This is a genomic window from Corallococcus sp. CA047B, from assembly GCF_003612065.1.
In the GTDB taxonomy this organism is placed as follows: domain Bacteria; phylum Myxococcota; class Myxococcia; order Myxococcales; family Myxococcaceae; genus Corallococcus; species Corallococcus praedator.
Genome location: NZ_RAWD01000013.1, coordinates 46,650 through 64,192 on the forward strand (window position 1 = coordinate 46,650; position 17,543 = coordinate 64,192).

The window sequence follows — 17,543 nt, forward strand, 5'->3', positions numbered from 1 at the left end:
CAGCCCCAGGTCGGGCGCGAGTTGACCTAGAATTGACCGGGCCTCGCGCAGGATGCGCGCACCAGGAAGAGGCGTTCCATGCGGGTGCTCGTCGTCGAGGACAATCAGGACCTGCAGGCCAACCTGGCCAGCTTCCTTGCGCCGGACTTCACGCTCGACTTCGCCTCCACGGGGCCGGAGGGCCTCTCGCTCGCGCTGGCGAATACCTACGACGCCATCGTGCTGGACCTGGCGCTGCCCGGCATGGACGGGCTGGAGGTGTGCCGCGCCCTGCGCCAGCTCGCGCCACGGTTGGTGCCCGTGTTGATGCTCACCGCGCGCGACTCGCTGGACGACAAGGAGGAAGGCTTCTCCGCGGGCGCGGACGACTACCTGGTGAAGCCCTTCTCCCTGCGCGAGCTGCGCTGGCGGCTGGAGGCGCTGGGACGCCGCCCGGTGCCGCCCAGCGGACGGCGCCTCCTCTTCGGAGAGCTGGAGTTGGAGCCCGAGGGCGGATGGGCCCGGCGTGGGGAGCAGCGCGTGCGACTCAACCGCACCGAGGCGCTGCTGCTGCGGCTGTTGATGGAAGCGGCACCCTCGGCGGTGCCCGCCGCCACCCTCGCCCACCGACTGTGGGGCGACGAAGCGCCGGAAGGCAGCACCCTGCGCACCCACGTCTATGGCCTGCGCCGCACGCTGGGCGCGCTGGGGCTCGAACAGCTCATCGTCACCCGGCGCCACGAAGGCTACGCGCTGGACGGGCCGCCGCATGGCTAGGCCCCTGCGAGTCCTCCTGCGCCGCGCGTTGCTGCTGTCCTCGGCGCTCGCACTGCTGCTGATGGGCGGCTTCTTCACCCTCTTCAGCTACGACCTGGAGGACACGATCTTCAACCGGCTCGTCGCGGTGGAGGCCGAGCGACAGTCGGGCGGCCGCGCCGCGCCGCCCGGGCTGCCCGTGGGGATGAGCGTGCACCGGGGGCATGCGGCCCTGCCGCCCGCGCTCGCGCGCAAACTGCCCCCTTCCCTGTCGCGCGGCGAGTACGAGGTGGCCACGGACGGGGCGGGCCACTTCCACGTCGCCGTGCGTCCGGATGCACACGGGGGCGAGCCGCTCTACGTCGCCTTCCGGGTGGACACCTTCACCAGCACCACGGGCCAGCTGGGTCGCAACGCCTGGCTGCTGTTGGTGAGCGCGGCGCTGTCGCTGCTCGCGGCCTCGGGCATCGCCGTGGTCGTGGCCCGCCGCGTGAGCCGGCCCCTCGAGCAGCTTGTCGCGGCGCTCGGGGAGGACGCACCCGAGGCCGAGGAGGACCCTGGCGCGGTGCGGGAGCTGGGCACGCTCCGGGACGCGCTGCGCGAGCGTGACGCGCGCATCCAGCGCCTTCTGGAGCGCGAGCGACAGTTCAACCGCGACGTGAGCCATGAGCTGCGCACGCCGCTCGCCGTCGCGCAGGGAGCCGTGGAGCTGCTCGAGCGCGCACCGCCCCGGGACGTCGCGGCCTTCGCCCGCCTGCGCAGCGCGGTGCTGCAGATGGGGTTGCTCACCGAAGGCATCCTCTGGCTCGCGCGCACGCCACATCCAGGCGAGCGCTGCGAGCTGAAGGCGGTGTCGCACGAGGTGGTGGCGCTCTACGACGGGTTGCGACAGTCCACCGTCTCGGTGGTGGTGGAGGCGGAGGGGCCCGTGGAGGCACCGGTGAGCGCCGAGGTAGCGCGCGTGCTGCTCGGCAATCTGGTGAAGAACGCCTTCGGCTACACGCGCACGGGCAGCGTGCGGGTGCATGTGGCGCCCGGCCTCTGGAGCATCAGCGACAGCGGCGAGGGCCTGGGGAACGTGGCGCCCGAGCACGCGGGCTTCGGTGTGGGCCTGTCGCTCGTGCAGCGGCTGGCCCAGAGACTGGGCTGGAGCGTGACCTTCACCCCGCTGCACCCGCGGGGCACCCGGGTCGAGCTGCGCTGGACCTGAGCGGCGGAGGCGCGCCAGCGGGCTGGCCTCACACCGTCTTCACGGCAAGCTCCCGGGCCACCTCGATGAAGAGGCTCAGCGGCCCCGAGCGCTGTGCCCTGCTGGGGAAGTAGAGGAAGAAACCGGGCACCGTGGGCGCGTACTCCTCGAGCACACGCACGAGTCGCCCCGTGCGCAACCGCTCCTTCACCGCCGGCTCGAAGGCATACGCCAGCCCCAGGCCCTGTTCCACCATGGCCAGCGTCAGCTCGCGGTCGTTGGTGAGCACGCTGCCTCGCACCGGCACCCGCCAGTTCCTGCGCCCGCGCTCCAGCTCCCAGGCGTAGAGCCCGCCGCTCGAAGGCATGCGGATGGTGAAGCACTCGTGGCGCAGCAGGTCCTCGGGACGCAGGGGCGTGCCGTGTCGCTTGAAATAGGAGGGGGCGCCCACCACGACGAAGCGGAAACCGCCGGTCAGGCGCACCTGCACCATGTCGCGCTCAAGGGCCTCGTGCAGGCGCACGCCCGCGTCGTAGCCCTCCGCCACGATGTCCACGAGTCGGTTCTCGGCGATGACCTCCACCTCCACCCGTGGGTGGCGTGCGCGGAAGGCAGGCAGGACCGGGGTGATGACGAAGGGCACCGCGACTTCCGGCACCGTCAGCCTCAGTCGCCCCACCGCCTCGCCCGGCTGCGCCGCCACCTCCGTGAGGCTCGCGAGCGCCTGGTCGAGGCCCGGCCCCGCGCCCTCCAACAGCCGCCGCCCTGCATCCGTGAGCGACATGCTGCGCGTGGTGCGGGCGAAGAGCACGACGCGCAGTTGCTTCTCGAGCTGGCGCACCGACTGGCTCACCGCCGCCGGAGAGACGCCGAGCTCGCGCGCCGCAGCGCTGAAGCTCTTCAGGCGCGCCACCACGAGGAACACCTGGAGCTGTGGGAGGAGCGTCGTCTTCATGGAGAGCGTCCTTGCGGGCCACCGCTGGCGCGCTCCGAAGGCCCATGGCGCCCCGAGCGTCGGTGCCCGTTCAGCGACGGTGTCCCAGCAGCAGCCCCTCTTCAAGCGCAGCTTCAAGGCCCATCGCGAATGACCCTACTTCCAGGGCAGGAATGGATTGAAAGGAGAGCCCGACTTGCGGGACTCACGGGGTCAGGTCAGTTCAACCCCTCACGTGAGGGTGGAAGTTTTCAGGAGCGGTGCTCGCTAGGCTTCAGTGAATCCAGGCCCGCGGCTGCCGCGGGCCTGGACCACTGGATGTCATGTGGGGGGGCTTCAATGAAAGCACAGACGTCGTGCATGCAATGGGTCGTTGCTGGCGTGTGCCTGGGACTGCTTCTGGGTGCGGGAGGCTGCGTCGGAGACGTGCCGGACGAGTCGCCTCCCCTGGAGCCAGGCTGGATCGCCCAGGAAACCCTCGCGACCAACGGACTGTCCACGAATGGGTTGTCCACGAACGGCCTGTCCACGAATGGACTGTCGACAAACGGCCTGTCCACGAATGGGCTCTCCACGAATGGGCTGGCCGCCATTTCGTTCGTGAACTGGTTCAATGGCAATGAGTCCGTCGCATACTCCGACATGGTGATGAAGTATGTCGTTGCCTGCGCCCTGCCCTCCGGCCAGACGCGCACCTGGACCAATCCCGTCACGGGCGCCAGCCATTCCTGGGCGGGCCGGCTGGGCCTGGCCACGGACTGGGCCAATGGAAGCCCCGCCACCGTGGCGGAGCAGCAGCGGCTCTCCGCCTGCCTCGCCGCGCACGTCAACAAGTTCGGCGTTTCGGTTTCCATCTCGGTGCGGGGCCGTGATTCGGCGGGAGCCGCCCTCTCCGTGACGTCCAGCGAGACCACCGCCTACACAGAGCCAGAGGCCTGCTTCTTCGGCAACCTGTTCACCGGCCAGGGGGTCTTCGCTGGCAGCGACCGCGTCCTCAAGAAGAAGGAGAGCACCGCTCGGGCCTGCGGGTTGTCCTCCAAGGTGATGGGCGAGAACACGGAGTGCCCTCCCATCGTGCACATGGGCCCATGCTCCAGCGTCTGCACCCGCGATGCGACGAACGCCTTCTGGAAGAGCTGTGTCGTCAATGGCGTGTCCTACGTGCCCATCACCACCTACCTGCGCCCCCAGGACATCTACACGTGCGGGGATGGCATCTGTCAGTTCACCGAGTCATGCGGCACGGGTAATACCTACGACAGTTGCTCCTCGGACTGTCTGGCCTGCGGCACGCACTAGGCCGGGGTGATTCCCCCGTCACGAACGCCTGCGTCGCGCCGCTCCGTGCAGTGGCAACATCGGCGCGACCCGGGTGGCCAGTGTCTCCACGAAGAGCCGGACCTTGGTCGGAAGATTCAGCCGGCTCGGGTAGACGGCGTGAACGGAACGCAACAGCGCTGGCTTGGGGCCGAAGAGGACCTTGAGCCGGCCCTCACGGACCGCGTCCTGGCAGAGGAGCGTCGGAACACATGCGATGCCGACCCCGGCGATCGCCGCATCGCACGCCACCTCCAGGTCATTCACGGTCAACACCGGATCGATTCGCGACTTCACGCCCTCGACGCTCCACGTCTCGAACGCACTGAATCCAATGCAGCGTGCGTCCCGAAGCTCGCGGGCGCTCGGCGTCCCGTACTGCGCCAGGAACCCTGGGCTCGCCACCAGGTACATGGGCCCTTCTCCGAGCTTGCGCGCCACGAGCGACGAGTCGTCGAGCGTCCCGATGTGGATCGCGACGTCCAGCCCCTCCTCGATGAGGTTGATGCGTCGATCCGCCAGCACCAGCTCGACCCTCGCCTTGGGGTAGCGGCCCAGGAACTCAGAGACGACGGGCGCCAGGTAGCGGCGTCCGTAGAGCATCGGCGAGGACACCCGCAACAGGCCGACCGGCTCCGCCTCCTGCTGCTGCGCCTCGCTGTTGGCCTCGTCGATCTGCGCGGCGATGGCGGCACAGCGGTCGTAGTAGGTCGCTCCCGCGCCCGTGACCCGCAGCCGCCGCGTCGTCCGCTCCAGGAGTCGCACCCCCAGCTGCTCCTCCAGCTTGCTGATCCGCTCGCTGACGGTCTGCTTGGTGATGCCAAGCTGTCGTGCCGCGCGGGTGAAGCTGCCTTCTCGGACAACCCTCGCGAAGAGGACCATGTCGGCGGGTGAGATCATGACCGTCAAGGCTACCCTGACAAAGAGTTCGTGCGGGGCCCCATTGTCTGGAGGCCTCGCGGATCGCAGGGTTGCCGCAGCCTGACCCATCTCCAGGAGTGCTCACATGAAGCTCTACTTCGCCCCCAGGACCCGGGCGACCCGTCACCGCTGGCTGCTCGAGGAACTCGAAGTGCCCTACGAGCTGCTGAAGCTCGACCTGTCGAAGCAGGAGAACAAAACACCGGCCTACCTGGCGCTGCACCCCTTCGGAGAAGTCCCTGTCCTGGTGGACGGGGACGTGACGCTCTTCGAGTCGTCGGCGATCTACCTCCATCTGGCCGACCGCTTTCCGGAGAAGCACCTGGCGCCGCCCCCGGGCTCGCCCGAGCGCGGCCCCTACCTCCAGTGGGTCCTCTTCGCAGAGGTGACGCTCGAGCCCGCGGTGCTGGAGCACCACCGCGATGCGCAGCTGCCCACGGAGCAGAAGACGAACCTGGCAAGGCAGCACGCCCGGCTCGACGAAGTGCTCACGGTCATCGACACCCGGCTCGGAGGCAGGGAGTTCGCCGTGGGCAACGCCTTCACCGCCGCCGACCTGACCCTGGCGTCGATCCTTCACCTGGCGCACACGCTGAGGCTGCTTGAGAAGCACCCACGGCTCATCGACTACGTCATGCGCCACACGAAGCGCCCCGCCACGAGGCGAGCCGTCGCGGGGTGAATGTGCCTGCTTGTCAGTGGCACGCACTTCCTACGCACGTTCACTTCGATTTGGCGGCGCGTTGGAAGGCTTCGCGGGCGCGTTCAATCTCCGGCCGGTGGCTTTGCGCCCAGAACGCGAGCGCGGACACCGGCTCCAGCAGCGTTCGTCCGAGCCGCGTGAGGTCGTAGTCCACTCGCGGCGGACTCGTCGGGTAGACGGTCCGCGTCACGAGCCCATCCCGCTCCAGGCCGCGCAGCGCGAGGGTCAGCATGCGCTGCGAGATGCCTTCGATGGCTCGCTTGAGGTCGCTGAAGCGCAGCGTGCCTTCGCCGAGGTTCACGATGACCATCACGCTCCACTTGTCCCCGACCAGGCTGAGGATCTCACGCGTCGCGACACAATCGTCGTCGAAGCGTTTGGTCATCTTCCCGTTCCCTAGTGACTTCAATGTGCCTCCTTCCCGGCGTCCTCGCGGTATGCGAGATACCCAAGGTCACTTTTCGTAACCAGGCACACGACGGTAACCAACAAGTCCAGAGGAACACCATGACCCCTGCGATCGCCGGCAGCGCGACGCCGTCCAAAGCCCTTCCCGTCAGCCTGTGGGTCGTCCAGGCGCTGCTGGGACTCCTCTTCGTCGGGACCGGCTTCTGGAAGCTCCTGACCCCGGTCTCACAGCTTGCCGCGATGATCCCGTGGGCAGGACAGGTTCCGGAAGCGTTCCTGCAAGCGACGGCGGTGATCGATCTCTGCGGCGGGCTGGGCATCGTCCTGCCCTCGCTCACGCGGATCAAACCGGCATTGACCGTCCTCGCCGCGCTGGGCTGCACGGCGCTCCAGCTCAGCGCCATCGTCTTCCACGTCTCGCGTGGCGAGGCCGCGAATACCCCGTTCAACTTCCTGCTCGTCGCGCTGTCGCTCTTCGTCTTCTGGGGACGACGCTACCGGGCCCCCATCCCGCCTCGGGTTTGACGGGAAGGGGGAAGCGGATGCTACGAATGTGCATCCCGTGCGACGCCTCCTCTTCCCACTGCTCGCCCTGCTCGGCGTCCTCACCTTCGGGCTCACCGCGCTCGCCTCGGTGGCGCTCTCGCTGCTCCTGCCGCTCGCGCTGTTCGGAATAGGGGCGGCGGCGTTGGCCTCGATGCGGCCCTTGCTCGCGGCCCGCGCGATGCTCGCGGGGCTCAAGGGCATGGGCGCCTCGTGGCAGTACCTGGGCGTGTTCGCCCGCTGCGTGCTTTCGCCCCTGCGCGAGCAGGAGGAGCGGCAGCTCGCGGACAGTCCCCTGCCCGCCCTCTCGGTGCGGCTGAAGCCCGCGCAGTTCCTCGCGCTGCATCGGCTGCAACAGCAGGTGGCGACGGCGACGGGCACCGCGCCCGTGGACGCCTTCGAGCTGAGCCCGGACACCACCCTGGGCATCGCCGTGGTGCGAGCAGGCAAGCGCACGGAGCGGGTGCTCTACGTGGGACTCGGGCTGTTGCAGCAACTGTCGATGGATCAGCTCGCCGCGGCGCTCGCGCATGAACTCGGGCACGCGCGCGCGGGCCACCCGCGCATCGGACGCTGGGTGCACCACTGCATGCGGATGGTCCTCGACGCCCAGCTGCGCTTCGGCGCCTGGAACCCCGCGCGCTGGGGAAGCTGGGTGGCACTCGAAGTGCTGTCGGCCGTGTACTACCCGTGGTCGCGGGAGCGCGAGTTCCAGGCAGACCACATCTCCGCCCAGGTGGTGGGCGCGAACCATGCAATCGCTGCGCTGCGCGCGGTGCGGGACGGGGCGCCCGCGTACGAGCTCGCCCTGAATGAGGCGCTGCGGCGGGCGCACGCAGAACCGACGCCGCGCCTGTGCGAGGCCGCGTCGGCGCTCGCTGCCGCGCTTCCGCCAGCGGCGCGCAGACAGCTCGCGGTGAAGAACGAGGGAGACCCGCTGGAGTTGGGCGGCCTCACCCATCCGCCGACGGCGCTGCGCATCGCGGCGCTCGCGGGCCTGCCCTCCCGCCCCGTCACGGATGCGCGCCCGGCCTACGAAGCGCTCGGAGCCGCCGCGCTCGACGAGCGTCTCACGCGTCACTGGCTGCTCGCGCTCGGCGTCCACGCGACGCGGGAGGCTGAGCCGCGCAGGCACGCTGCGGTTGCGCTACCGGACCGCCCGGATCTGGCCCCCTCGCCGGAGCACCCGGACGCGGCCCCCGAGCCCAGCGGACTTGAGCTCGACGTGGAGCGCTCGTGGCGGAGCGAGTCGCTCCCGCACCGAGACGAGGCGGAATTCGAGCCCTTGAGCGCGGGCCGCGGCCGCACGCGCTGAGCCTCGCGGGTGCAGCGCCGCTCGATTCTCCACGGCCCCGCGGCCCTGGCTCGTCGTGGGATGGCGGGTGCATGAAGAGGGCGGCGGGGTTTCCACACCGCACCGGCTCACAGCCCGGACGCTACTTCCCCGTGGGCTTCGGCGCGTCCGCGGGCGGCGCCTTCGGGAAGGCGAGGTAGCCCTTCTCGGTGTACCAGGCGAGCACCTCCACCTGCAGCCGGCCCGCCTTCACCATCGGGTCCTGCTCGGCGAGCTGCCGCGCCTCCTGCTTCGTTTCCGTGCGGTAGATGCACGCGCCGCGCATGCCCACGTCGTCCTGCTCGTCGAAGGGGCCCGCGAGGACCCTCTTTCCGCTCTCCCCCATGCGAGTGAGGTGCGCGAGGTGCTCCTCCTGCAGCTTCTGGAGGGCGGCCGGCTCCATCTTGGGGGCGTTGGGCGCGCGCTTGAGCAGGACGAGGTAGTGCTTCTCGAACTCGAACTTCTTCTCGGCCGGGGCCCCGGGCTTCGTGGCCGACGCGCTCGGCGCGGCAGGGGTGGAGGACAGGGCGAGCAGCAGCAGCGCGGAGGTAAAGGTCAAGGTGCGGGCCACGCTAGGGGAGAGGTCCCCCTCGCGCCACCCGCCGGCCGTGCGGGACCTCCTTGGGGTGCGCAGCGTGCTGACGCCCTGCGTTGATGCTGCTCTTTGACGCGCGAAGCCATCGTCTGTCTTTTGACAAGGCTGTCAGGCGGGTGCTACCGGTAGCTGAAACATGAATCGGCTTTCATCTTGCCTGGGGATGCGCCGGGTCATGTGGGCGGCGGAGCCGGCCTGGAGCCGCTGCTCGACACCGCCCTGACGCTGATCCGTGAAGGGTTCGCAGGGCCTCCGCGCCCTCCCGCGCCCGCGATGCACTGAGTCCGAAGCTTTGTCCTGTCGTCGTCCCGGCGCTGTCGCCGGAAGCGAAGAGGAGCACTCACATGAAGAAGACGCTTTTGTCCGCGATGATGCTGTGCACGCTGGGGCTCTCCGGTTGTGGGGACAACACGACGGATCCGCCGGTCACCCAGCCCAAGCTGGACACCCAGTCGAACATCCTCGCGTTCCTCGAGGGCAAGACGCTCGTGATGGAGGGGGACAACATCCCCAGCCACCCGCTGTCGCTGGACGAGGACATCAACTGGGGCTCGGCCAGCCAGTGCTTCCAGAAGGTCACCATCGGCGTGGGTGGCAACAACTTCCACGTGAACAGCGTCCCCGGCACCATTCGCGAATCCTCCGGTGTCGGCCAGCCCGGCAGCACCTGTGACCATGCCGCGGCGCAGAACGCGCTGGTGTTCGACTCCAAGGCCGTCACCCTGAGCAACATCGCGGCGGACGGGAGCTGCTTCGAGGTCCTCGTCGACTACGGCAGCTTCAAGCAGGAGGGCCGCGCGAGGTTCTCCGAGGACACGAAGAAGCTCTCCATGGAGCTGTACTTCGAGGCCAAGGCCACGGGCTGGCACTGCGCCGACGGCGCGGTGGGGGCCAAGACGGTCAGCGCTTCCGGCCAGCCCTTCACCGGCAACGCGGTGCAGGTCTACGAGATCAGCGGCTAGTCGCACGGTGACGGTGGGCGCGAGCCGCGCCCGCCGCCCGTCCCTGGGGCCAGGGTGGCGATGCTCCCTGGCCCTTTCCGGCAATCCAGCTGAACGGCCCGCATCCGGGTCCGGGTGTGCCCCGCGCGAGGGGTCGAGGTGCGTATGACGGGAGGGTGGTTGGGTGAGGCAGGCAAGGTGATGCGCCGGGGAGCGGCGATGCTCGCGCTCGGTCTGGCCGGGCTGTCGCTGCCCGCGGCGGCGCAGACCACGACGGTGCCGGGGCTCTATTACGGCGACTGGTTCGACGAGAAGGACCGCGAGGAGGATGCGAAGCCGCGCGAGTTCATCCTCATCAACTACTTCTTCACCCGGCTGTCGCTGACGAACAGCGTGGGTGACCCCGCGGGCCTCAAGGGCGTGTCGCTGGGGCCCATCGGCTCGTTGTCCGGCAGCTCCGTCCGGGTGGAGCCGGGGCGTTCCGCGTTCTACGTCGAGCAGCGCTGGATTCCCGTCCTGGAGTACAGCCCCTCCTTCGTGGACGGGCTGGCGTCCTTCCGCGCCCAGTTCGAGGTGGACTACCTCTGGGGACGCGCCGCCAATGCCTCGCAGCAGAACGAGGGCGGCGGCTTCAACGCCGACCAGGTCAACATCCAGACGAAGAACATCAACGTCGCGCTCTACCCCACGCGCAACCCCGCGCGGCTCACGCTGCTCATCGGCACGCAACCCGTCTACGACTCCATCTTCGACCCGACGCGCACGCCGCTCAACGACATCATCCGCACGGGCTACAAGCTGGCGTTCCTGGGCAGCGACGCCACCGGCCTGACGCTCTTCAGCAACTACAAGGGGCTGTCCAAGCTGAGCCTGCTGCCGCTGGGCAGCGCGCAGGCGGACAAGGCGACGAAGGATGACCCCCGCCTGAAGTTCGTCTACCTGCTCACGGCGGACTACGCGTATCCGGTGCAGCCCGGGACGAACGTGGGCCTGTCCGCGTGGTACCTGCGCGACGACACCAAGGGCGACGCGTATGCCTTCGAGGGCATCGTGAAGAGCGGTCCGTCCTCGTCGGGGCTCAGCCCGTTCGTGGGCACGCCCCGCTTCAACATCGAGCGGCCCACCGGCAACGTCTTCTGGCTGGGCGCCAACTTCCACCACAACATCGACTTCCGCACCGGTCGGCTCGGGGCCTCCGGCTTCGTCATGTACAACGGCGGCAGCTACACGAGCGACCGCGCGGACACCACGTTCAACAAGAAGGTCGACATCTCCGGCCTGTCCGCCAACCTGGAGGTGCTCTACCAGTGGGGCCGTGGGCCGTCGGACCTGGTGACGCTGGAGGGGATGTTCACCACCGGCGACAGCAACCTGGATGACGACCGCTACACCGGCGCCTTCACCCTCAACCAGTACGGCCTGCCGGGCTCCGTGTGGTTCGACCACAAGATGCTGCTGCTGTTCCCCTTCACCAGCACCGTGAACAACTACACGGGCGCGGTGACGGACATCTCCAACCAGGGCTACGGCCTGCGCACCGGCATCGCGAGCGCGGCGTGGGACATCGTTCCCAACAAGCTCAACCTCAAGCTGGCCACGGGGCTTGCCAACGCGGGGGCCACGCCGCCGCGCTGGGATCCGGCCGTGCGGCGGGGACGCTTCATTGGCGCCGAGGTGAACGCGGAGGTGCGCTACACCATCCGCTACCTCATGACGGTGGGCGTGCACGCCGGCTACCTGTTCCGCGGCAGCTTCTACGACGGTTCCACGACGGTGAAGGGCAACCCCTTCGCTGCCTTCACCACCTTCACCTGGTACGCGTTCTGACCATGAGCACCTCCCGCGCCCTCAAGGCCCTGCTGCTCGCGGCGGGGCTCGCCTCCTCCTCCGGCTGCGTTCGCTCGTATGCGAGCGCGCCGCCCCTGGCCTTCCAGGACCTGGACTACACATCCGCCGAGGCCAGGACGCCCTGGCCGCTCAAGCGCATGGCCCTGCCGAAGACGGCCGCCACCTACGGCCTGACGCGCGTGCCGGAGATGGCCTTCGTGGAGCTGCCCGCCGCGCCCGGTGCGCGCACGGTGGTCCTCATCCATGGGTTGGGCAGCTACCTGAAGTTCTGGCAGGCGCAGATCGACACGCTCAGCCGCGCCGGCTACCACGTCGTCGCGGTGGATCTGCCGGGCTACGGCAAGTCCGACAAGCCGGGCTCCTTCCCGTACACCATGGAGGCCATGGCCGACGCGGTGCGCGAGCTGACGCAGGGGCTGGGCGTCGAGCACCCCATCCTCGTCGGCCACTCCATGGGCGGACAGACGGCGCTGTCGTACGCCATCCGCTACCCGAGCGAGCCCGCAGCGGTGGTGCTGGTGTCGCCCGCGGGCTTCGAGAAGTTCTCCCCGAAGGAGAAGGCCTGGTTCACGCGGGTGATGAGCACGGAGCTGATCAAATCCGCGCCGGAGTACGGCGTCTGGGGCAGCGTGCGGCAGGCCAACTTCCAGAATTGGCGGCCGGAGCTGGAGTGGCTCATCGAGGAGCGCGTGCGGCTGGCGAAGTCGCCCGAGTTCGACGCGTATGCCTACGCCAACGTGCGCTCGGTGACGGGGCTCGCCCACGACGACTTCGTGCGCGACAACCTCCACCGCATCAGCGTCCCCACCGTCATCATCTTCGGTGAGTCGGACCGCCTGATTCCCAACCCGTTCATGCACGGCGGCTTCCCGCGAGACATCTTCGAGCACGGCCACGCGCACATCGCGGGCTCGAAGCTCGTGGGCCTGGAAGGGTGCGGCCATACCGTGCAGCTCGACTGCCCGGAGCCGTTCAACGCCGCGCTGAAGGCGTTCCTTGAAAGCGTGCCGGCGTCGGGCACCGTGGCGCCGCCGCCGTCGGTGGCACCGGAGGTCGCCCCGAAGACGCCGCCGTCTCCACCGCAGGTGCCCGGCCCCGTGGACGCAGTGCCTCCCGCGACGCCGGACCGGCAGGGGCCTCCCGCGACCGTGCTGCCTCACGGCTCGTGAGCCAAATGCTCCGGGAGGACGGGGACACGTCCTCCAGGAGCAGGGACGACGCCTCCTGCGCCCGCTCAGGCCTTGGCGGGCTTCTTCGCGGCCTCGTGTTCGTCGCGACCGTGCGCGGCGGACGAGGGGCTGGTCGCCTCCACGGCGGAGAAGGTCTCCAGGATCTTGTACGTGTGGCTGGAGCCACGCGGCACCAGCCACGAGTCTCCGGGGTTGAGCAGGATGGTCTGCCCCTCCAGGTGCAGCTCCGCGCGGCCCTTGAGCACGTAGCCCACGGTCTCGTAGTCGCGGGTGCTGGCGGGCTTGGCCTCGGCGGGCGGTTCGTCCTCCCACAGCCGCATGGCCACGCGGACGCCGGAGGCCAGGTACTTCTGGCCCATCTCCCCCTTGGGGGAATGGCGGCTTTCGACCTTCTTCACGCTGGTGTCGCCCATGTTCGCCTCTCCTTGAGGGCGGCGTGCGGCGCCGCGCTCCTGGAAGAGAAGGTAGGGAAGACCCCGGCCATTGGCGGACCGCATCGCGCAGGCTGCCTGCCTGCCCTGCGTCCGAAAAGACGAAAGCCCAGCCTCCCTTGAGGAGACTGGGCTTCGGTGACTCACCGGTCGCGGAGAGTCGGGGCTTCGCTCAGCTCGCGGCGCGGACGTTCTGCGCCTGAAGGCCCTTGGGGCCCTTGGTGACTTCGAACTCCACCTTCTGGCCCTCGGCCAGAGTGCGGAAGCCATCCATGTTGATGGCGGTGTGATGGCAGAAAACGTCTTCGCCATTGTCCTGCGCGATGAAGCCGAAACCCTTCGCGTCGTTGAACCACTTCACAGTACCGAATGCCATTGTGAGTCTCTTCTCTTTCTCTGCTTTGAGCTGTGACCGGCTCGCGCCAGCCACCCGTACCGAAACGCACATCGCTGCGGCACGCCGGGTACTCTACCTGCTTCCCGCGCGAACACCACTCCAGAGGAAGGAATCGTGCGAGCAGGCGTCCATCATCCGACAAACCGGAGGTGGATGAGTCCCGGCGATTGAACATGCCAGTGCGCCCGGGACATTCCCATCGGGCCCCGGACCCGCCTTCATACTTCTTCACCGTGCCCGGGCGTGGGCTTCACACCCGCCTTCTACCTTGTGCTCCGTCAGACACGGCGCGGGACCGCTTGAGCGGCCCCCCGCCTGCTTCCAGGAGCCACACACATGTTCGGATTCGTTTTCGGTACCGCCTGCCTCGCCGGTCTCTTCGTCACCCTGCGCCGGGGCCGCCACGGCCACCGCCACGGCCACTACGCCTACGGCCACGGGGGCCGCTGGAGCGCGCGGCCCCGGCTGCGCTGGCTCTTCGAGCGGCTGGAGACGTCGCCCGGCCAGGAGAAGGTCATCGTGAAGGCGGTGGAGGATGCGCGCGAGGCCTTCGCCAAGGTGAAGGACCAGTGGGGCCCCAGCCGCACGGCGGTCGCGGGTTCGCTCCGAGGGGAGCACTTCGACGGCGCGATGCTGCGCGAGCTGTTCAGCCGTCATGACGTCGCGCTGGAGACGCTGCGCAACGCCGTGAAGGACGGCCTGTCCCAGGTGCACGAAGCGCTGGAGCCTGATCAGCGCCGGGAGCTCGCGGACATCATCGAGCACGGCTGGAGCTACGGCTGGCGCGGCGAGGGCCGTGGCTGGTACGGCCGGGGCTGCGGCGGCCGGGGCCGCGGACGCTGGGGCGGGGGTCCCCACAACGACGACGCGCCCCCTTCGATGGTCTGAGCCCGCCTCCCTCCCCTTCCCCTTCCTGGAGATCCACCATGAGACACCGCTTGCTCGTCGTCCTTCTCGCCGCGGGTGCCCTCGGAGGCTATGCCTCCGGCTTCGCGAGCCTTTCCCGTCACCACCGCGCGCCCTGCCATTCCGGCAGCTGGGGGGGCACCGCCTACCGCCACGGGACGCCGCCGTATTGGGACTGGCGCGCGCAGCAGGCTCCGGCAGCTTCGGCAGGCCCCTCTGAAGCACCGGGAGCGCGTTAGGATTCACGCCAACCATGCCCACCCGCGTCCTGCTCATCGACGACGACACCCGGATGTTCGAGCTGCTCGCGGAGTACCTCGGGCAGAACGGCATCAGCGTCAGCCACGCGCCCGACGGAGGGCGTGGGCTGGCGGCGCTGGAGGCGAACACCTTCGACGCCGTGCTCCTGGACGTGATGATGCCGGGCATGGACGGGCTGGAGGTGTGCAAGCGCATCCGGGCGAAGAGCCGCATCCCCGTGTTGATGCTCACCGCCAAGGGCGATGAGACGGACCGGGTGGTGGGGCTGGAGCTGGGCGCGGACGACTACCTGCCCAAGCCCTTCGGGCCCCGGGAGCTGCTCGCCCGCCTGCGCGCGGTGTTGCGCAGGGCGCAGCCGTCGTCGGTGGCGGACAGGCTGGAGTCGAGTGGGGTGTCCATCGACGTGTCCGGGCGGGAGGTGCGGGTGGAGGGGCGCGCGGTGGACCTGACGGGCCTGGAGTTCGACCTGCTGCTCGCGCTGGTGCGGCGGGCCGGCCGGGTGATTCCCCGCGACGCGCTCCTGGGCGAGGCGGGGCGCAGTGACACGGTGGTGAGCGAGCGCACGGTGGACGTGCACATCTCCCACCTGCGCCAGAAGCTGGGGGACGTGGGCACGCGCCTCATCAAGACGGTGCGCGGCGTGGGCTATGTGTTCGCCAAGGAAGGCGCGTGATGGGCTGGCGCCACCGGCATCATCCCGAGGACCCCTGCATCCCGCCCCACGTCCGCGGCTTCGGCAGGCACCGGCACCACCGTCCGCCCTGGCACCTGGGACGGCTGGGGTCGTTCGTGCAGGCGCGGCTGCGCCGGCGGCTGTTCGTCCTGTTCGGGCTCACCATCCTGGTGACGGTGCTGGTGGTGTCCGGGGTGATGAACCTGGTGGGCGGCTCCGCCTGGCAGCAGGAGACGGAGCGCGTGCGCTCGTTCGTGGGCCACCGGTTCGCGGATGCGTGGGACGCGCCCGCCGAGCGAGCGGCGCTGGTGCAGGGCATCTCCGACGACCTGGGCGTGGACGTGGAGCTGACGGACCTGTCCGGCGCGGTGGTCGCGAGCGGAGGGGCTCCGTGCGAGAAGCCGGACGCGTCCATCCCGGTGATGCGCGACGGGGTGAAGTTGGGGACGGCCCAGGCCTGCTACCTGCGCATGCGCGGTCGCAACCCGCTGCGGAGCATGTTGCCCCTGGGCATCGCGGTCCTGGTGCTGTGGACGGCGGCGGGCGGCATCTCCTACCGGCTGGCGCGGCCGGTGGACACGCTGGTGAAGGCCACGCAGGAGCTGGGTGCGGGAAGGCTGGGGACGCGGGCCAGCCTCCACCGCCACGCCACGGGCGAGTTCGCGGTGCTGGCCGAGTCCTTCAACGACATGGCGGCGCGCATCGAGAAGCAGATGGCGGATCAACGCGAGCTGCTGGCCGCCGTGTCGCACGAGCTGCGCACGCCGCTGGCGCGTCTGCGGGTGCTGACGGAGCTGCTGCGCGACGGGGGTGGCAACCCGCGCACGTTGGACCAGGTGGACCGCGAGGTGGTGGAGCTGGACGCGCTGGTGGGCGAGCTGCTCGCGAGCTCGCGCCTGGACTTCGGCCAGCTCACGCCCAAGGCGCTGGAGGCCGGGGTGCTGGCGGCCCAGGCGCTGGAGCGCGCGGGGCTGTCCGCCACGCTGTTGCAGCCGGAGACGGACGACGTGACGGTGCTGGCGGACGCGACGCTGCTGGGACGGGCGCTGGTGAACCTGCTCGACAACGCGCGCCGGCATGGGGCGGGGGTGGAAGCGCTCCGGCTCCAGGACCACGGCACCGAACACCTGTGCTTCTGGGTGGAGGACCGGGGCCCGGGGCTCCTGCCCGGCGAGGAGACGCGCATCTTCCAGCCGTTCTACCGCAAGGACCGGGGCGGCGAGGCGCGCGAGGCCGGCTCCCTGGGGCTGGGGCTGGCGCTGGTGCAGCGGATTGCCCGGGCCCACGGGGGCGAGGCCTTCGCGGAGAACCGGCCCGGTGGGGGCGCGCGCGTGGGCTTCACGATCCGCAAGTCGGGGCCCCCTGCTCCGGTGGCGGAGCGCGCACAGGCCTAGCGAAGGCCTGGGACGTCCGCGCCTCCGGCTTCACGGGCGCGTCCGTCGCGGCGAGGAAGGGGCCATGCGAGCAGTCCCCTTCCCTGCTTCCATCCGCGCTACGGCTTCGCGGGCGCGTCCGTCGCGGCGAATGTGAACGATGCGTCCACAGGGGCGCCGTCCTTCACGGTGACCTCCGCCGTCTTCGTGCCCAGCGTCTCGTGCCACGCTTCCACCGTGTACGTGCCCGCCGGCAGGCCCGTCAGGGTGAACGTGCCGTCATCCCCGGTGGTGGCGAAGTACGGGTTCGCGTTGCTCACCACATAGGCCGTCATCCACGGGTGCACGTCGCACTTGAGGCGCAGCACGTCCGCGTCCGCGGGCAGCGGCTTCTGCACCGGAGCGCCCGAGGGCGGCTGCGCCACGTTGAACACCGGCTTCGTGCCCACCACGCCGCGCACGTTGTGCAGCGTGCCGTCGCTGTTCTTGAACACCACCTGCTGGCCCGCGATCGCGCCCTGCACGCGCGGCACGTACGTGCACTTGGACTGGTCCACCACCACCGGCGTCGACGGCGCGGCGGGCGCTCCCGCCACCGTGCCGCGCACGCGCACCAGCACGTTCTTGAGCTTGCCGTCCTTCACCAGCACGGACTGCTCCTTCTCCGGCCGTCCGTCACACGCGGGGTCCACGCTGGGCGCCAGGTCCGCCATCACCAGCGCCGTGCCGGTGAAGGACACCGTGCCCTTCACCACCCCGTTGCCCGCGGGGGCCGGAGCCACCGCCGTGCCCTCGCCCGCACCCGCGTTCGCCGCGGGGGGCAGCTGCTGCTGCGTGGGGGGCGT

The 17,543-nt window shown here is 69.8% G+C and carries 20 protein-coding genes; 13 read left to right on the plus strand and 7 right to left on the minus strand.

The features are described from left to right. Window positions 1–78 precede the first annotated feature (78 nt). Both D7X74_RS04375 and D7X74_RS04380 read left to right on the plus strand, forming a co-directional pair. Window positions 79–756 carry a response regulator transcription factor gene (locus tag D7X74_RS04375; protein ID WP_120531640.1) on the plus strand — a complete coding sequence of 226 codons (678 nt, stop codon included), beginning with the start codon at window positions 79–81 and terminating at the stop codon, window positions 754–756. Continuing rightward, the gene (locus tag D7X74_RS04380) at window positions 749–1,945 is read left to right on the plus strand and encodes a HAMP domain-containing sensor histidine kinase (protein WP_233601964.1); all 1,197 of its coding nucleotides are present in this window, start codon (window positions 749–751) and stop codon (window positions 1,943–1,945) included. The genes D7X74_RS04375 and D7X74_RS04380 overlap by 8 nt, the downstream gene beginning before the upstream one ends. 28 nt (window positions 1,946–1,973) lie before the next feature. Here D7X74_RS04380 and D7X74_RS04385 read toward each other — a convergent pair whose 3' ends face one another. Then, window positions 1,974–2,879: a LysR family transcriptional regulator gene (locus D7X74_RS04385; protein ID WP_120531642.1), complete on the minus strand. Its 906-nt coding sequence runs from the start codon at window positions 2,877–2,879 to the stop codon at window positions 1,974–1,976. On the opposite strand from D7X74_RS04385, the gene D7X74_RS44815 reads away from it, so the two are divergent. Next, on the plus strand, window positions 2,878–3,012 hold the full coding sequence (locus tag D7X74_RS44815; RefSeq protein WP_255424358.1) for a hypothetical protein: 135 nt from the start codon (window positions 2,878–2,880) through the stop codon (window positions 3,010–3,012). The two genes, D7X74_RS04385 and D7X74_RS44815, sit on opposite strands and share 2 nt — an antisense overlap. Before the next feature lie 206 nt (window positions 3,013–3,218). Next, the gene (locus D7X74_RS04390) at window positions 3,219–4,157 is read left to right on the plus strand and encodes a hypothetical protein (protein ID WP_233595633.1); all 939 of its coding nucleotides are present in this window, start codon (window positions 3,219–3,221) and stop codon (window positions 4,155–4,157) included. Window positions 4,158–4,175: 18 nt separating this feature from the next. Here the strand turns inward: D7X74_RS04390 and D7X74_RS04395 are convergent, their stop codons facing one another. Then, on the minus strand, window positions 4,176–5,075 hold the full coding sequence (locus D7X74_RS04395; protein WP_120531644.1) for a LysR family transcriptional regulator: 900 nt from the start codon (window positions 5,073–5,075) through the stop codon (window positions 4,176–4,178). A 106-nt stretch (window positions 5,076–5,181) separates the two neighbouring features. Here D7X74_RS04395 and D7X74_RS04400 point away from each other — a divergent pair, with 106 nt between their 5' ends. Continuing rightward, window positions 5,182–5,778 carry a glutathione S-transferase family protein gene (locus D7X74_RS04400; RefSeq protein ID WP_120531645.1) on the plus strand — a complete coding sequence of 199 codons (597 nt, stop codon included), beginning with the start codon at window positions 5,182–5,184 and terminating at the stop codon, window positions 5,776–5,778. A gap of 40 nt (window positions 5,779–5,818) precedes the next feature. Here D7X74_RS04400 and D7X74_RS04405 read toward each other — a convergent pair whose 3' ends face one another. Further along, window positions 5,819–6,184, minus strand: coding sequence for a helix-turn-helix domain-containing protein (locus D7X74_RS04405; protein ID WP_120531646.1), 366 nt, complete (start codon window positions 6,182–6,184; stop codon window positions 5,819–5,821). Between the two features lie 122 nt (window positions 6,185–6,306). Between D7X74_RS04405 and D7X74_RS04410 the strand changes: the two genes are divergently transcribed. After that, on the plus strand, window positions 6,307–6,732 hold the full coding sequence (locus D7X74_RS04410; protein WP_120531647.1) for a DoxX family protein: 426 nt from the start codon (window positions 6,307–6,309) through the stop codon (window positions 6,730–6,732). Window positions 6,733–6,769: 37 nt separating this feature from the next. Further along, window positions 6,770–8,065 (plus strand): M48 family metallopeptidase, encoded by a 1,296-nt coding sequence (locus D7X74_RS04415; RefSeq protein ID WP_120531648.1) that lies wholly within the window; start codon window positions 6,770–6,772, stop codon window positions 8,063–8,065. Window positions 8,066–8,186: 121 nt separating this feature from the next. Here the strand turns inward: D7X74_RS04415 and D7X74_RS04420 are convergent, their stop codons facing one another. Then, the gene (locus D7X74_RS04420) at window positions 8,187–8,654 is read right to left on the minus strand and encodes a YciI family protein (RefSeq protein ID WP_233601965.1); all 468 of its coding nucleotides are present in this window, start codon (window positions 8,652–8,654) and stop codon (window positions 8,187–8,189) included. A 368-nt stretch (window positions 8,655–9,022) separates the two neighbouring features. On the opposite strand from D7X74_RS04420, the gene D7X74_RS04425 reads away from it, so the two are divergent. The 3 genes from D7X74_RS04425 (at window position 9,023) to D7X74_RS04435 (ending at window position 12,636) form a co-directional block, all read left to right on the plus strand. Then, on the plus strand, window positions 9,023–9,640 hold the full coding sequence (locus D7X74_RS04425; RefSeq protein WP_120531649.1) for a hypothetical protein: 618 nt from the start codon (window positions 9,023–9,025) through the stop codon (window positions 9,638–9,640). Between the two features lie 144 nt (window positions 9,641–9,784). Further along, window positions 9,785–11,446 carry a hypothetical protein gene (locus D7X74_RS04430; protein WP_120531650.1) on the plus strand — a complete coding sequence of 554 codons (1,662 nt, stop codon included), beginning with the start codon at window positions 9,785–9,787 and terminating at the stop codon, window positions 11,444–11,446. 2 nt (window positions 11,447–11,448) lie between these two features. Further along, a complete protein-coding gene (locus D7X74_RS04435) occupies window positions 11,449–12,636 on the plus strand; it encodes an alpha/beta fold hydrolase (RefSeq protein ID WP_120531651.1) in 1,188 nt (395 codons plus the stop codon). 65 nt (window positions 12,637–12,701) lie between these two features. On the opposite strand, the gene D7X74_RS04440 is transcribed toward D7X74_RS04435, so the two are convergent. Further along, complete coding sequence (locus tag D7X74_RS04440; RefSeq protein ID WP_120531652.1) at window positions 12,702–13,070, minus strand: cupin domain-containing protein; 369 nt, start codon at window positions 13,068–13,070, stop codon at window positions 12,702–12,704. 190 nt (window positions 13,071–13,260) lie between these two features. Then, a complete protein-coding gene (locus D7X74_RS04445; RefSeq protein ID WP_120531653.1) occupies window positions 13,261–13,464 on the minus strand; it encodes a cold-shock protein in 204 nt (67 codons plus the stop codon). A gap of 357 nt (window positions 13,465–13,821) precedes the next feature. Between D7X74_RS04445 and D7X74_RS04450 the strand changes: the two genes are divergently transcribed. The 3 genes from D7X74_RS04450 to D7X74_RS04465 all read left to right on the plus strand — a co-directional run bounded on the left by D7X74_RS04450 (window position 13,822) and on the right by D7X74_RS04465 (window position 16,719). Then, the gene (locus tag D7X74_RS04450; RefSeq protein ID WP_120531654.1) at window positions 13,822–14,373 is read left to right on the plus strand and encodes a periplasmic heavy metal sensor; all 552 of its coding nucleotides are present in this window, start codon (window positions 13,822–13,824) and stop codon (window positions 14,371–14,373) included. Between the two features lie 271 nt (window positions 14,374–14,644). Beyond that, window positions 14,645–15,325 (plus strand): response regulator transcription factor, encoded by a 681-nt coding sequence (locus D7X74_RS04460; protein ID WP_120531656.1) that lies wholly within the window; start codon window positions 14,645–14,647, stop codon window positions 15,323–15,325. Continuing rightward, window positions 15,325–16,719 carry a HAMP domain-containing sensor histidine kinase gene (locus D7X74_RS04465; RefSeq protein WP_120531657.1) on the plus strand — a complete coding sequence of 465 codons (1,395 nt, stop codon included), beginning with the start codon at window positions 15,325–15,327 and terminating at the stop codon, window positions 16,717–16,719. Before D7X74_RS04460 ends, D7X74_RS04465 begins: the two co-directional genes overlap by 1 nt. Before the next feature lie 98 nt (window positions 16,720–16,817). Here the strand turns inward: D7X74_RS04465 and D7X74_RS04470 are convergent. Continuing rightward, window positions 16,818–17,543: carboxypeptidase regulatory-like domain-containing protein (locus D7X74_RS04470; RefSeq protein WP_120531658.1), on the minus strand; the 726-nt coding region annotated here is incomplete at its 5' end.

What these genes read in the sequence shown, in the direction of transcription:
- D7X74_RS04375 (WP_120531640.1), top strand. Translation starts at nt 79, where the DNA reads ATGCGGGTGCTCGTCGTCGAGGACAATCAGGACCTGCAGGCCAACCTG.
- D7X74_RS04380 (WP_233601964.1), top strand. Translation starts at nt 749, where the DNA reads ATGGCTAGGCCCCTGCGAGTCCTCCTGCGCCGCGCGTTGCTGCTGTCC.
- D7X74_RS44815 (WP_255424358.1), top strand. Translation starts at nt 2,878, where the DNA reads ATGGAGAGCGTCCTTGCGGGCCACCGCTGGCGCGCTCCGAAGGCCCAT.
- D7X74_RS04385 (WP_120531642.1), bottom strand. Translation starts at nt 2,879, where the DNA reads ATGAAGACGACGCTCCTCCCACAGCTCCAGGTGTTCCTCGTGGTGGCG.
- D7X74_RS04390 (WP_233595633.1), top strand. Translation starts at nt 3,219, where the DNA reads ATGCAATGGGTCGTTGCTGGCGTGTGCCTGGGACTGCTTCTGGGTGCG.
- D7X74_RS04395 (WP_120531644.1), bottom strand. Translation starts at nt 5,075, where the DNA reads ATGATCTCACCCGCCGACATGGTCCTCTTCGCGAGGGTTGTCCGAGAA.
- D7X74_RS04400 (WP_120531645.1), top strand. Translation starts at nt 5,182, where the DNA reads ATGAAGCTCTACTTCGCCCCCAGGACCCGGGCGACCCGTCACCGCTGG.
- D7X74_RS04405 (WP_120531646.1), bottom strand. Translation starts at nt 6,184, where the DNA reads ATGACCAAACGCTTCGACGACGATTGTGTCGCGACGCGTGAGATCCTC.
- D7X74_RS04410 (WP_120531647.1), top strand. Translation starts at nt 6,307, where the DNA reads ATGACCCCTGCGATCGCCGGCAGCGCGACGCCGTCCAAAGCCCTTCCC.
- D7X74_RS04425 (WP_120531649.1), top strand. Translation starts at nt 9,023, where the DNA reads ATGAAGAAGACGCTTTTGTCCGCGATGATGCTGTGCACGCTGGGGCTC.
- D7X74_RS04430 (WP_120531650.1), top strand. Translation starts at nt 9,785, where the DNA reads ATGACGGGAGGGTGGTTGGGTGAGGCAGGCAAGGTGATGCGCCGGGGA.
- D7X74_RS04435 (WP_120531651.1), top strand. Translation starts at nt 11,449, where the DNA reads ATGAGCACCTCCCGCGCCCTCAAGGCCCTGCTGCTCGCGGCGGGGCTC.
- D7X74_RS04440 (WP_120531652.1), bottom strand. Translation starts at nt 13,070, where the DNA reads ATGGGCGACACCAGCGTGAAGAAGGTCGAAAGCCGCCATTCCCCCAAG.
- D7X74_RS04445 (WP_120531653.1), bottom strand. Translation starts at nt 13,464, where the DNA reads ATGGCATTCGGTACTGTGAAGTGGTTCAACGACGCGAAGGGTTTCGGC.
- D7X74_RS04450 (WP_120531654.1), top strand. Translation starts at nt 13,822, where the DNA reads ATGTTCGGATTCGTTTTCGGTACCGCCTGCCTCGCCGGTCTCTTCGTC.
- D7X74_RS04460 (WP_120531656.1), top strand. Translation starts at nt 14,645, where the DNA reads ATGCCCACCCGCGTCCTGCTCATCGACGACGACACCCGGATGTTCGAG.
- D7X74_RS04465 (WP_120531657.1), top strand. Translation starts at nt 15,325, where the DNA reads ATGGGCTGGCGCCACCGGCATCATCCCGAGGACCCCTGCATCCCGCCC.